Below are 13,461 nucleotides of genomic sequence, written 5' to 3' on the forward strand. Positions count from 1 at the left end.
GCACAACGGTAATGTGACGAACTGTTAGTGAGTAACAGGCATCTCACGATAGTCGCGTTATGTTGCGCGGAATCATCACATCGACGATCGGCGAGCGTCGAAAAAAATTTCGCTGCGGCTGCGCGTGCAGCGTCTACGGGATAAGGCCCCCGCAGACCGGCACGTTCGGTCTGTTCGGGCTGTCCGAAGTACACTGCGGGCTGCGCGCGAGCCGGCCGCAATGCGAGAATGATATCGAGGCCGAGGTGAATTCGCGTGGTCTGTATCATAAGGGCGCGCGTCGCCGCGCGCCGCTGCTGCTGCGCGCCGTGCGCAGAGGCCGGGCCGATGCAGGATGCGCTTCGCGCGTCATCGCCTGCGGCCTGATTGTCTGCGCGAGCTGCACGACGCCGGCCGCGGCGAAATCCGAGGCCGAGGCGAACAGGCCGGCTGCGGCGAAGCCTGCTGCCGCCGCGCCGGCAAACACCAAGCCGGCCAAGGGCGCCGCGGAGGCTGCCAAGCCGGCGGCGCCGGAGCCTCGTTTCGATATCGACGAGTATCGGGTCGAAGGCGCGGACAACCTGCCGCAGATCGAGGTCGAGGCCGCGGTCTATCCCTTCCTCGGTCCGAACAAGAGCGCGCTGGATGTCGACAAGGCGCGCGCCGCGGTGGAGAAGGCCTATCACGACAAGGGCCTTCAGACCGTCAGCGTGGCCGTGCCGCAGCAGGACGCGCAGCGCGGCTTCGTCGTGCTCAAGGTGACCGAGAACAAGGTCGGGCGCCTGCGCGTCAAGGGCTCGCGCTATTTCGACCTCGACAACATCAAGAGCAGTGCGCCGTCGCTGAAGGAAGGAACGCTTCCGAATTTTCAGGACGTGACGAAGGACATCGTCGCGCTGAACCGCTGGCCGGACCGGCGCGTCACGCCGGCGCTGCGGGCCGGCGTCGCGCCTGGAACGGTCGACGTCGATCTCAACGTCGAGGACACCCTTCCGCTCCACGGCAGCATCGAGCTGAACAACAAGCAGAGCCCGAGCACCACGCCGCTGCGCACCAGCATCTCGATGCGCTACGACGATCTCTGGCAGCTCGGTCATTCCATGACCTGGACGTACCAGTTCGCGCCGATGAACCCGAAGGACGCGATGGTCGTGTCCGGCTCGTATCTGGCGCGGACCGAGATCGACTGGCTCAGTGTCCTCGTCTACGGCCTGACGTCGGACAGCAATGTCGCGACCGTAGGCGGATCGAATGTCGTCGGTCCCGGCCAGGTCGTCGGCGGCCGCGCGGTGCTGACGCTGCCGTCCAAGGGCGAGCTGTTCCACACGCTGTCGCTGGGCGTCGACTACAAGGACTTCAAACAAACGCTCAGGCTCGGCTCCGACGCCTTCGACTCGCCGGTGACTTATGTGCCGCTGGTCGGCACCTATGGCGCGAGCTGGCAGGGCGAGGGGCGGCTGACCCAGCTCAATGCCACCATCACGGCGGGCCTGCGCGGCATCGGCTCCAACCGCGACGAGTTCGACGCCAAACGTTTCAAGGCGACCGCGAGCTTCATCTCGCTGCATGCCGACATCTCGCACACCCAGGACTTCGCCGGCGGCTTCCAGCTCTACGCCAAGCTCCAGGGGCAGGCGGCGGATCAGCCGCTGGTCTCCAGCGAGCAGTTCAGCCTCGGCGGACAGGACACGGTGCGCGGCTATCTCGAATCCGAGGTGCTCGGCGACTACGGCGTCGCCGGCACGCTGGAGCTGCGCACGCCGAATCTCGCGCAATATCTCGAGCAGAAGCTGCCCAATCCGATCGGCGAGGCCATCAAATACAACGCCTTCGATGACATGCGCTTCTTCGCCTTCGTCGACGGCGGCAACGCCAGGATCCATGAGCCGCTCACCGACCAGCAGTCGCATTTCGATCTCGCGAGCTACGGCGTCGGCATGCGCATGAAGAGCCTGCGTTATCTCAACAGCCTTGTCTTCGTCGGCATGCCGCTGACCAGTCAGCAGGTCACCGTCGCCAATCATCCACGGTTCAGCTTTCGGGTCTGGGGAGAATTCTAGATGTCGCTCCTTCGCTTTGGATCACGTCCCGGACTTCGCCTGAGCGCGCCGGTGATGCTTGCTCTGGTCTTCCTCGCGGCGCTGTGGTCAAGCCCGGCGTCGGCGTGGTGGAACGATCAGTGGACGCTGCGCAAGAAGATCACCATCGACACCGGCCCGTCGGGCGCCGGCATCAGCGATGCGATCGGTGCGATGCCCGTCCTGATCCGCCTCCATGTCGGCAATTTCCGCTTCGGCGCGGCGAAGGAAGATGGCGGCGACCTTCGTTTCGTCGCCGGCGACGACAAGACGCCGCTCAAGCACCATGTCGAGAAATACGACTCGCTGCTCGGCGAGGCGCTGGTCTGGGTCGGCGTTCCCGATCTGAAGCCGGGCGCGAAGAACGACATCTGGCTCTACTACGGAAACCAGAAGGCGCCGGCTGCGGTCGATGCCAAGGGAACCTACGATCCCGACACGCTGCTGGTCTATCACTTCAACGATCGCTCGACGCCTGCGCAGGACGTCACGGCCTGGGCGAATACCGCGCAGAACGCGGTGCCGGGCGCGGATGGTGCCATCATCGGCCAGGGCGCGCGCCTCGATGGCCAGACCGCGCTGATGCTTCCCGGTTCGCCCTCGCTGGTGGTGGCCGAGAACGGCGAGCTCACCTGGTCGCTGTGGACCAAGATGACCGCGCCGCAGCCCGGCGCCGTGCTGTTCTCGCGTACCGAAGGGGCGAACGGGCTCACGGTCGGATTGGACAACGGCGTGGCCTTCGTGGAAGTCACGAGCGGCGGCAGCACGCAGCGCAGCGTCGGCGGCGCGGCGATCGCGGCCGGCACCTGGCACCAGATCGCCTTCACCGCCAAGGGTGCCCAGATCACGCTTTACGTCGACGGCAACCAGTCCGCGACGCTTGCCGCTGGCCTGCCCACCATGACGGGCGTGGCGCAGCTCGGCCGTGCCGCCTCTGCGGCGACGCCGGCCGCGGATGCCGCCGCGCCCGCCGCCGATGCGGCTCCGGCCGCCGCCGCGCCGACTGGCGCTGCCGCCGGCTTTGCCGGCGATATCGACGAGCTCGAGATCGCCAAGGTCGCGCGTCCGCCCGGCTTCATCAAGCTCGGCGCGATCGGGCAGGGCCCCGAGCAGGCCAAGCTGATCGCCTTCAGCGTCGACGAGGAGAATGCGGGCTGGTTCAGCGGCGGCTATTTCGGCGTGATCCTGCGCTCGGTGACGCTGGACGGCTGGGTCGTCATCGGCCTGCTCGCCATCATGGCGTTCATCAGCTGGTACGTCATGGTCGACCGCGTCTCGTACCTGAACCGGGTCTCGGCCGGCAACACCATCTTCCTCAAGCATTTCCGCGAGACGTCGACCGACATCGGCGGCCTGCTCCAGCTCGACAGCCAGGAGAACGATCCGAGCTTCGGCGGCGAACTCGGCAAGAAGCAGCGCAAGGCGGTGCATGGCGCGCCGCTCTACCATCTCTTCGCGGCCGGCGCGCAGGAAATCCGGCGCCGCTTCGCTGCGGGTGGTTATCGCCGGCTGTCGCCGCAGGCGATCCAGTCGATCCGCGCCGTGCTCGACAGCGGCTTCGTGCGGGAGAACCAGCGCCTCAACCGACTGATGGTGATGCTGACCATCGCCATCTCCGGCGGCCCGTTCCTCGGCCTGCTCGGCACCGTCGTCGGCGTCATGATCACCTTTGCGGCGATCGCGGCGAGCGGCGACGTCAACGTCAACGCGATCGCGCCCGGCATCGCCGCCGCGCTGGTCGCGACCGTCGCCGGTCTCGGCGTCGCGATCCCGTCGCTGTTTGCCTACAACTACCTGACGATCCGCATCAAGGACGTCTCAAGCGAGATGCAGGTCTTCGTCGACGAGTTCATCACGCGGATCGCGGAATCCTACGAGCTTCCGGACGAGCCGGTGAAGCAGGCGGCGGAGTGAACCGATGCAAGTCCAGTCCGAAAGCAAACCGTACGACGACATCAACATCACGCCGATGCTCGATCTCGCCTACGTGCTGCTGGTGATCTTCATCATCATGACCACGGCGACCGTGCAGGGCATGAAGGTGAACCTGCCGAAGGCGAGCGCAGCGCCGAGCCTTGCGCAGCAGACCACCAAGGCGATCACGGTCGCCAATGACGGCAAGCTGTTCCTCGACACCATCCCGGTGACGCTGCCCGAGCTCGAGCAGCGCCTGGTGCAGCAGCGTGCGCTCACGCCAGAGTTTCCGATCGTGGTGCGCGGCGACAGCCAGACCCCGTACCAGAACGTCGTCGACGTGCTCGATCTGCTCGGCCGCCTGAACTTCACCCAGGTCGGCATGGCGACCAAGCCGTCGGCGCGATGAGACGGGACGATGGCGTGGGACGACGACAGCAACGAGGAGGACGGCACGCCGGCGTGGCGGCGCTATGTGCTGCTCGGCGGCTCGGCGCTCGTCGTGATCGCGCTGACGGTCGGCGTCGTCGTCATGGTGATGAGCGGGGACAAGGATCCGCCGCGCAAGGTGAACGAGCTTCAGGTGACGGTGGTGCTTCCGCCGCCGCCGCCTCCGCCACCACCGCCGCCTCCGCCCGAGCAGCAGCCGGAACAGCAGCCCGAGCAGAAGGTGATGGAGCAGACGCCGGTCAAGGATGTCGTCGAGGAGAAGCCGGTCGACATTCCCAAGGACGCGCCGCCCGACGCCGGACCCGATCCGACGCCGGGGCCACCGGATCTCGGCCTCGGCAACGGACCGGGCAGTGGTGGTCTGGCGCAGGGCAAGGGTGGCGGCGGCGGAGGCGGCGGCAACAGCCGCTTCGGCTGGTACGCGAGCATCGTGCAGTCGCAGATGGAAGCCGCGCTCCAGGCCAACGAGAAGACCCGCTACGCCTCGATGCAGGCGGTGATCCGGGTCTGGCTCGACAGTTCGGGCAAGGTCAGCCGCGTGCAGCTGTCGCCGTCGACCGGCGACGGCGCGCTGGACGCAACCATCCGCGACCAGGTGATTGGCGGCATGCGCATGCGCGAGCCGCCGCCCAAGGACATGCCGATGCCGATCATCACCCGCATCACGGCGCGAAGCCGGGCGGGATGAGATCGGATGAACGTGAGTGAGTTGAGAGCAGAAGGGGTGACGTCATGTGGCGTGAAATGAAGACGCGAGAGCTGACCGCGACGGCTTTGATGCTGATCGCGTGCGCAGCCCCCGCCGCGGCGCAGGACGACGGCATGCCGCAGGGCAAGCGTCCGACCGTGTCGCGCGACGCGCCGCCATCGTCGAATGCGACGGTCAACCTGATCAACCTGCTCGTGAAGCAGGGCACGCTGACCGAGGAGCAGGCGGCGACGCTGGTCAAGCAGGCCGACGACGAGGCCTATGTCGCCCGCCAGGCCACGCGCGATGCGGCGGCCAAGGCGGAAGGCGCGGAGAAGAAGGCCACCACCGCCGCCGATGCAGTCTCGCCGCCCGGCACCAAGCGCGTCACGTACGTGCCCGAGATCGTCAGGAAGCAGCTCCGCGAGGAGATCCGGGCCGAGGTGATGGACCGCGCGCATAAGGAGGGCTGGGCCTCGCCGGGAAAATATCCGGAATGGGCGCAGCGGATCAGGTTCTACGGCGATATCCGCGCGCGGTATGAGGGGGACTATTTCCCGGCGGGGAATGGTGCTCTCCAAAATTTCAACGCCATCAACACCGGCAGTCCATTCCTGGAGGAAAACACCAACGCTCCCACCAATCCGTACTTCCCACCTAGCTACAACACCACACAGGATCGCAGTCGTTTTCGCTTCAGGGCTCGGCTCGGAGCTGACGTCGATCTGTTCGACGGCTTCACTGCCGGTTTGAGGATTGCGACTGGAGAAAGCAGTTCGCCGGTCTCGACCAATCAGACATTCGGGGGTAACGGCGGAAATTTCTCGAAATATGCGCTCTGGTTGGACCGCGCCTTTATTAGATATCAGCCGGTGCAGGACTTCGTCGGCTCGGTCGGCCGGTTCGATAACCCGTTCTGGTCGCCGACAGATCTGGTCTGGTACAAGGATCTTGGCTTTGACGGCTTCGCGATCCAGGCCAAACAGGAGGTTGCCGATGGGTTTACGCCGTTCTTCGTTGGCGGTGCATTCCCGGTCTTCAATACTGACCTGAATGCCGGCCTCAACACGGCGGATATAAACCTTCCCGCGCCCGCCAAGGTCCCCAGCCGGGACAAATGGTTGTTCGGCGCGCAAGGTGGCTTCGGTGCGAGAATCGACTCCGACACCATGCTCACCGTGGCAGTCGCGTACTATGATTTCACCAACATGCGCGGCAAGCTGTCGAGCTCTTGCTATGTCGTTGCCGCAAGCGACCTCTGCGATACGGATTTGTTGCGCCCGCTCTTTGCACAGAAGGGCAATACCTATATGCAGCTTCGCAATATTCCCGTGGTCCTCTCGCCCGAACCGAGCCTGAACTACCAATACTACGGTCTGGCCAGTGATTTCCGCCCCGTAGTCGCGAGCGCCCAGCTGGACCTCACGCAGTTCAATCCTATTCACGTCATCCTGGATGCGGAATACATCTGGAACACTGCGTTCAATCGTGCGGCAGTTTCTGCCGTTGCGGTCAATAATTTCGCACCAACGGCAGATCCAAACGTGCAAGGCCCCTTCAACGGCGGCAACCAGGGCTGGCTCGCGCGTCTCACCGTTGGCAACAAGGAGATCAAGCATCTCTGGGACTGGAATGCGCATGTCGGCTACAAATATCTCGAGTCCGACGCGATGGTGGATGCGTTCGTCGATTCCGACTTCGGACTCGGCGGCACCAACCTCAAGGGCTACTTCATCGGCGGCAATGTCGGTCTCGGCGAGAATATCTGGAGCTCCGTGCGCTGGATGAGCGCGAACAGTATCGCTGGCATGCCGTACAGGGTCGATATCGTCCAGTTCGATCTCAACGCGAGGTTCTGACCATGCGCTTGTTGCGTCTGTCGTCCATTGCCGCATTGGCGCTGATGATCTCGTCGGCCGCCCAAGCGGATCAGGAAAGCGACCGCCTGCGCGAGGCGCTGCGCAGCGCCACCGCGCAGGCCCGTGCCGCCGAAGACCAGCGCGCTGCGGTTCAGGCCAAGCTGACCGCGGCCGAGCAGGAGCGGGACCGCTTGCGCAAGCAGAACGAGGCCTATCGCGCCCAGGTCAAGGAAGCCGAGCAGGCCTATCGCCAGGCCGTGAAGGATTTCAACGAACGCATCGCCGAGCGCGACGAGTCCCTTGAGAAGTGGAAGGCCGCCTATGGCGAGGCGGCTGGCGTGGCGCGGACCAAGGATGCCGAGCGTTCCAAGTTCGAGGGCGAGGCGACCACCTGGAAGGCGAGCACCAAGGCCTGCGAGGCCAAGAACGTCCGCCTCGTCAAGATCGCCGACGATGTCGTCAAGCAATACGAGAGGATGGATCCGTTGGAGAAGGTGATGCACCACGACCCCGTGATCGGGTTCAAGCGGGTCGAGCATCAAAACGCCGCCCAGGACTTCCGCGACCAGATCATCGAACAGAGGGCGAAGCCATGACGTACAGAATTTTCACGCTCGCGCTGCTGGCCGGCACGCTGTACGCCGCGGTAGCGTCGCCTGCGATGGCGCAGACGCGCAATCCGCCTCAGCCCGCAGCCCCGCGCGCAACGCCGGCGCCGGCAGCTCCCGCCGCGGCCCAGCCGGCTCCCGCAACGCAGGACAATGCGGCGGTGAAGGGCGGCGAGATCATCGCTCGGGTCGGTGACAGCGAGGTCACGGCGGAGGAGGTGCGTGCCACCATTCAGCTGCTCGAAGCACGCCAGCAGGCGGCGATGGCGCGCGATCCGGCGCTGCTGAGCCAGACCGTGCGCGCCATCCTCGCCAACCGCCTGGTGCTCAAAGAGGCTGCGGCCAAGAAGTGGGACCAGCAGCCCGCGGTGGTGACGCAGCTTGCGCGCGCCCGCGACACCTTGATCGTCGAAACCTATCTGCAATCGGTCACGGCGGTGGGCGACAGCTATCCGAGCGAGGCCGACGTCAAAGGCGTCTACGAGGCGAACGCCAGCGCGTTTCTCGTTCCTCGCCGTTTCCGTCTGGCCCAGATCCTGGTCAACCTCGCCAAGGATGCGGACAAGGCTGCCGAGGACACGGCGCGCAAGAAGCTCGATGACATCGTGCGGAAGATCAAGCAGCCCGGCGCCGAGTTCGGTGCGATCGCGAAGGCATCGTCAGAGGATACCGCGAGTGCAGGGCGGGACGGGGAGATCGGCTGGGTCGCAGAGCCCGATCTGCGCACCGAAATCCGCGGTCAGGTGACAGGCCTGCCGAAGTCGGGCATCACCGACCCGATCCGGCTCGAGGACGGCTGGCACATCCTGAAGCTCATCGATACCGAAGCGTCGCACACGCGGCCGCTGGCGGACGTGCGGGAGGCGCTCGTGCAGCGGATGCGGGCCGAGCGCGTCGAGGCCAACCGGCGCGCCTATGTCGCGGAGCTCTTGAAGCAGACGCCGCCCGTGGTCAACGAGATCGCGCTGTCCAGATTGCTCGAGTCCAGGTCCGACGCGAAGCCGGACGCTGCGCCGTCGCGCTAAGGTGCGGCGGATTGCAGATTCATGACCGTTCAATGACGGCGCGGATGCGCCGTCACGCATCCGCGATACATTGGTTAATCAACAATAAAGTATCATAATTATGGTACAATGCCCGTGATATCGGGGTCGCGACACCGATCCCGGGGGCGAATTGTGACCGACCTGACCAATGCGGGTGAATCGACCTCGTCATTCGAAAGCCGGTCGCGCGTCCGCCTGGCCATCCCGTTCAGCCTGATCGAGCCCCTGTTCGCGGCCGTCGACTGCTCGATCATCGTCGCAGCGGGTGCCGTCGGCGGCATCGCCTATCAGCGTGCGCTCGGCGGCACCGGCGAGGACGCCTCCTTCTATGCCGGCCTGGGACTGGTGGCGAGTTTCGCCTATGTCCTGGTCGCGCACTTCCTCGGTCTCTACCGATTGAACCAGCTCCTGGATGACGAGCTCGACGGCGGGCGGGTCTGGGCCGGCTGGTGCCTCGCCGCGCTCGTGCTCGTGGTCGTGCTGTTCTTGTTCAAATCCGGCGGCGACACATCGCGCGGCTCGGTCGTCTGTTTCTTCGCGATCGGCGGTGCCGGCCTTCTGCTGGCGCGCTGGCAGGGCAAGCGGCGCCTTCGTTCGGCACTCGTCGCTGGCACGATCCGCGGCCGGCGCGCGGTGGTGATCGGAACGCAAGGCGAGCTGGCGCAGTTCGCCCGGGCCGACCTGCTTGCCAGATTTGGCCTGCATGAGGTCGAGCGCATCACCTTGCCAAGGGATGACGCCGCAAGGCTGCCTCTCTCGGGCTCGGTGCAGCACGGCGATGCGTTGATGAACCGCATAAGGCGGGCGGGGGCCGAAGAGATCGTGCTGGCGCTGTCCTGGTCCAGTCCGCAGGACATCGAGTCCCTGCTCGACCGGTTGCGCGTGATCCCGCTTCCGGTGCGCCTGCTGCCCGATCTCGCGGTGTCGACGGTGCTGCGTCACCAGACCTCGATGCCGCAGCGGGTCTACATGGTGGAAGTTCAGCCGCCGCCGCTGTCGACCCTCGATCGCCTGACCAAGCGGCTGCTCGACGTGAGCGTCGCGGCGACGTCGCTGCTTCTGCTGTTGCCCCCGCTGATCGTCGTGGCGATCGCCATCAAGCTCGAGTCGAGGGGGCCGGTGATCTTCCGGCAGCGCCGCCACGGCTTCAACGGCAAGCCTTTCGTGATCTACAAGCTGCGCAGCATGAGCGTGCAGGAGGACGGCGGCGCGGTGGTGCAGGCGACGAAGCAGGATCCGCGCGTGACCCGGGTCGGACGCCTGATCCGGCAGACCAGCATCGACGAGCTGCCGCAATTGCTCAACGTGCTCCAGGGCCACATGTCGATCGTCGGACCGCGGCCGCACGCGCTGGTGCACGACTACGAATATGGCCGCATGATCGCGAACTACGCGTTCCGTCATCACGTCAAGCCGGGCATCACCGGCTGGGCCCAGGTGCATGGCTACCGGGGCGGCACGCCGCAGCTCGAGCTGATGAAGCAGCGGATTGCGCTCGATCTATGGTATATCGATAACTGGAGCCTGATGCTCGATATCCATATCATGTTCAAGACGGCAGTCGAGTTGATCCGGCCGCGTAACGCCTACTGATGTGATCCGCAAGGCGCGCCGCGTCTCGAAACGATACAGGATCACCGGCGCCTGGACTCTCCTGTCTCCGCCTTCCCGCAACAGTTGGCAGCGGGCACAATTGCTCGTCCGGGAAAAGTTGGAAGAGGGCGTCGGGAGGCCTATTGAAAAGGTTCACGATTCGCGCTTACTAGACCCGGGCGGGCGCAGTTCGGGCCTGAGGGGACCGGTATGGTTGGCAAGAGGCATGCCTCGGAGGAGATTTCGGCCAAGCTTGCGCAGGCCAATGAACTCGCGGCCAAGGGCAAGACCCAGCGCGAGATCTCCAAGGCGCTCGGCGTTAGCATCATGACTTACCATCGCTGGAAGAAGATGCTCAAATCGTCTCCGCCGGCCATGGATCATGAGCGTCGCGTGATCGAAAGCGTCCCGCGCGCGGCATCAGCCGATGCGAGTTCCGAGGAGACGATCAAGCGGCTGGAGTTCGAGAACGCCCAGTTGCGGCGTCTCGTCACCGACGTGCTGCTTGAAAAGCTGAAATACGAAGAGGAGCTGCGGGCGCGGCAGGGGACGCGGATGCGTCGGCCCGACAACGGCTGATACGCCGCGGTCTGCTTCAGCCGCCTCTCATATAATATCCGTTCTGGTAGATGCCGGGCTGCTCGAACCGTTCGAGCATCCGCAGATTCGCCTTGTTCAGGACCACGCCGAGCAGGCGGTCGTGAAGCTCGGTCTCCGCCAGCAGGTGACGCCGCACGGTCTTGACGCTGGTCGCGCCCCATTCCACCACGAAGACGAAGGAGTCGATCGCCGGGACGATGGCCCGGACGTCGACGACGGGCGCGAGCGGCGGCAGGTCGACGATGATGTAATCGTAACTCTGGCGCAGCCGCTCCAGAAGGTCGCGGAATCCCTGCGAGGCCAGGACCTCGTCGGAATGAACGGGCGCCTCGGTCAGGAGTAGCGGCAGCAGCGCCAGTCCGGTCGTCGGCTCCCGGCCGGTGGCCTGCGCGAGGTCGAGCTTGCCGCTCATGACCTCCAGCCATCCCGCCTGCGGGCGCGGGGTCAGCGAGCGGGCGAGTGTCGGGTTGCGCAAGTCTGCGTCGATCAGGACCACGCGCCGGCCGGCATCGGCCATCAGCGCCGCAAGGTTGGCGGCGACGGTGGACTTGCCTTCGCTCGGGAGGGTGGAGGTGATGCCGATCACCTTGTTCTCGCGGACATTGGCCTGGAGCCACGCGCTCACCTTGATGGCGCGAAACGCCTCGGTGAAGACGGAAATGGGATCGTCGACCGCGCGCCGTTTCAGCGAATCGCTGAACGCGTAGCGTTGCTCCTCCGTCACCGCAGGCTCCAGCGCGCCTTGCGGCGGGGGAAGGGCGGCAAGATCCGGCGGATCGGTCACCATCGCGGCGCCGGATCGCGGCAGCACCGGCGAGGCCGACGCGGAGGCAAGCGGAATCACGGACAGACAGCGCGCGCCGAGCTCCTGCTCGGCCTGCCGCGCCGTGCGGAACACGCCGTCCACGGCCTCGCGCAGCGCCGCGATGCCGACGCTCGCCATCAGCCCCAGCGAGAGCGCGATGGCGAGAACCAGCGACGTCACCGGCTTGCTCTTCTTCGTCGGTGCGACCGCGGGGCTGATGATGCGCGCGTCCGTGATCGGGAACGATTGTTGCTGGATCGCCTCCATGTAGCGCTGGAGGAAATTGTCGAACAGCGTGTGATAGACCTTGGCGGAGCTCTCGAGCTCGGCCAGGCCGAGCTTGTCGCGATTGGTGAGCTGTCCCTCCGACACCAGCGTGGCCAGTGACCGCTCGAGATTCTCCTCGCGCGTCCTGGCGATCTCGTAGTCGCTCCGGTAGCTGCCGGCGATCCGTCCAAGCTCCGCGCGGATGTTGCGGCGGAGCTCTTCCATCTGATCGCGCAGGTTCGCCGCGGCCGCATGGTCCGCGCCGTAGCGTCCCGAAATATTGGCCTCGCGCGCGGAGAGGTCCATGTACTGGTTGCGCAACCGGGTGATGACTTCGTTCTTCAGCGTGTCCGCGACGGCGCCTTCGCTCACGTCCATCTTGCGGACCTGCTCGATGCGGTCGAGGCGTGCCTTGGCCTCGCTGGTTGCGCCGCGCGCGGTCGCGAGCTGACTGTTCAGCTCGTAGAGCTGCTGCTCGCCGATCAGCCGGCTGAACGTGTTGGCACCGGCCGCCGATGTGCCGGCGCCGCCGAGGTCGACGATGTTGTTCTTTTCCTTGAAGTCCAGCACCGCGCGGTCGGCGGCCGCCGCCTTCGACTTCAGCTCGTTGATGCGGTCCTGCAGCCACGCGCCGGCGCGGGTGACCGTCTGGTATTTGGCGCCGAGCTGGTCGTCGATATAGGCTTCCGCGATCGCGTTGGCGATCTTTGCCGCGGTCGCGGCGCTCTTCGACGTATAGGAGATGTTCAGGGCATAGGTCTTGTCGGCGCGCGCGATGCTGCGATGGGCGAGAAACTCGTCGAGCGCGTGCTGCTCGCGATCCTCCGTCGCGCCGGAGGATGCGAACGGATTCCAGCTGCCCGCTCCCGCGAACTCCGGATCGTCGGCAAGATGGAGATCCCTCACGACGGCGAGGCCCAGCTTGCGCGAGGCCAGGATCTCGACCTGCGATCCCACCTGGAGCGTGTCGAGCGGGACGTCGCCCTGCGGCTGGAGCTGGTTCTGGAGCACCCGCAGCGTGGTGCTGTCGATCAGCAGCGTGGTGGTGGCGGTGTATTGCGAAGGCGTGACCAGCAGATAGAGCAGGCCGATCGCGAGCGCCACGGCGGGCACGATGATGAAGACCCGGTATTGCCGCCGGGCGAGACCGGTGACCTGGTCGATCAGGGCGGACATCGAGCCCGAGGCCTCGTCCCGCCCATGGTCGACATGCGTTCTGCGCACCAGCATATCCATCGTCGATCAGATCCTCGGCGCCTGGCCCGGCCGGCACATGTGACTCAATCCTTCCCGCCGCGCGGACGGCGACGGCGTGAACTGGTCGGACCGGCAGCCTGGAGGAAACGGCATGGCCTCGGTTTTGGGCGCGTTTCAACCGCGCCGTCAGACCGGGGCCTTCACGCTCGTCGCGTTACCTGTAACGAAGAAATAATACACAATTGCAACAGGCGGTAAGGTCAAGAGCTCCGGCAATCGCGTGATCCGATGCTTTAGGTGAATTGCAATATCATTCATTCACATGACGCCAGCCATTTGGCTCCGTCCGGATATTCCCGCAGTCGTTCGATGCGCCC

At 65.5% G+C, this 13,461-nt stretch carries 10 protein-coding genes; 9 read left to right on the plus strand and 1 reads right to left on the minus strand.

Annotated features, from left to right (window positions below; genetic code table 11):
* The first annotated feature begins 59 nt into the window (after nucleotides 1-59).
* The 9 genes from GPL20_RS08555 (at nucleotide 60) to GPL20_RS08595 (ending at nucleotide 10,794) form a co-directional block, all read left to right on the plus strand.
* A complete protein-coding gene (locus GPL20_RS08555) occupies nucleotides 60-2,039 on the plus strand; it encodes a ShlB/FhaC/HecB family hemolysin secretion/activation protein (protein ID WP_157329172.1) in 1,980 nt (659 codons plus the stop codon).
* Nucleotides 2,040-3,971, plus strand: coding sequence for a DUF2341 domain-containing protein (locus tag GPL20_RS08560; protein WP_157329173.1), 1,932 nt, complete (start codon nucleotides 2,040-2,042; stop codon nucleotides 3,969-3,971).
* Between the two features lie 4 nt (nucleotides 3,972-3,975).
* Nucleotides 3,976-4,380, plus strand: coding sequence for an ExbD/TolR family protein (locus tag GPL20_RS08565; RefSeq protein WP_129274617.1), 405 nt, complete (start codon nucleotides 3,976-3,978; stop codon nucleotides 4,378-4,380).
* A gap of 9 nt (nucleotides 4,381-4,389) precedes the next feature.
* A complete protein-coding gene (locus GPL20_RS08570) occupies nucleotides 4,390-5,109 on the plus strand; it encodes an energy transducer TonB family protein (protein WP_157329174.1) in 720 nt (239 codons plus the stop codon).
* Nucleotides 5,110-5,153: 44 nt separating this feature from the next.
* Nucleotides 5,154-6,968, plus strand: coding sequence for a putative porin (locus tag GPL20_RS08575; RefSeq protein ID WP_157329175.1), 1,815 nt, complete (start codon nucleotides 5,154-5,156; stop codon nucleotides 6,966-6,968).
* A 2-nt stretch (nucleotides 6,969-6,970) separates the two neighbouring features.
* Nucleotides 6,971-7,564, plus strand: a complete 594-nt coding sequence (locus tag GPL20_RS08580) for a hypothetical protein (RefSeq protein ID WP_157329176.1) — start codon at nucleotides 6,971-6,973, stop codon at nucleotides 7,562-7,564.
* Nucleotides 7,561-8,601, plus strand: a complete 1,041-nt coding sequence (locus GPL20_RS08585; RefSeq protein ID WP_157329177.1) for a peptidylprolyl isomerase — start codon at nucleotides 7,561-7,563, stop codon at nucleotides 8,599-8,601. The genes GPL20_RS08580 and GPL20_RS08585 overlap by 4 nt, the downstream gene beginning before the upstream one ends.
* A 153-nt stretch (nucleotides 8,602-8,754) precedes the next feature.
* Nucleotides 8,755-10,215, plus strand: coding sequence for an undecaprenyl-phosphate glucose phosphotransferase (locus GPL20_RS08590; protein WP_157329178.1), 1,461 nt, complete (start codon nucleotides 8,755-8,757; stop codon nucleotides 10,213-10,215).
* Between the two features lie 210 nt (nucleotides 10,216-10,425).
* A complete protein-coding gene (locus GPL20_RS08595) occupies nucleotides 10,426-10,794 on the plus strand; it encodes a helix-turn-helix domain-containing protein (protein ID WP_157329179.1) in 369 nt (122 codons plus the stop codon).
* A gap of 16 nt (nucleotides 10,795-10,810) precedes the next feature.
* Here GPL20_RS08595 and GPL20_RS08600 read toward each other — a convergent pair whose 3' ends face one another.
* The gene (locus GPL20_RS08600; protein ID WP_205751146.1) at nucleotides 10,811-13,111 is read right to left on the minus strand and encodes a polysaccharide biosynthesis tyrosine autokinase; all 2,301 of its coding nucleotides are present in this window, start codon (nucleotides 13,109-13,111) and stop codon (nucleotides 10,811-10,813) included.
* Nucleotides 13,112-13,461 lie beyond the last annotated feature (350 nt).

The sequence above is a fragment of the Bradyrhizobium cajani genome, assembly GCF_009759665.1.
GTDB classification, from domain to species: domain Bacteria; phylum Pseudomonadota; class Alphaproteobacteria; order Rhizobiales; family Xanthobacteraceae; genus Bradyrhizobium; species Bradyrhizobium cajani.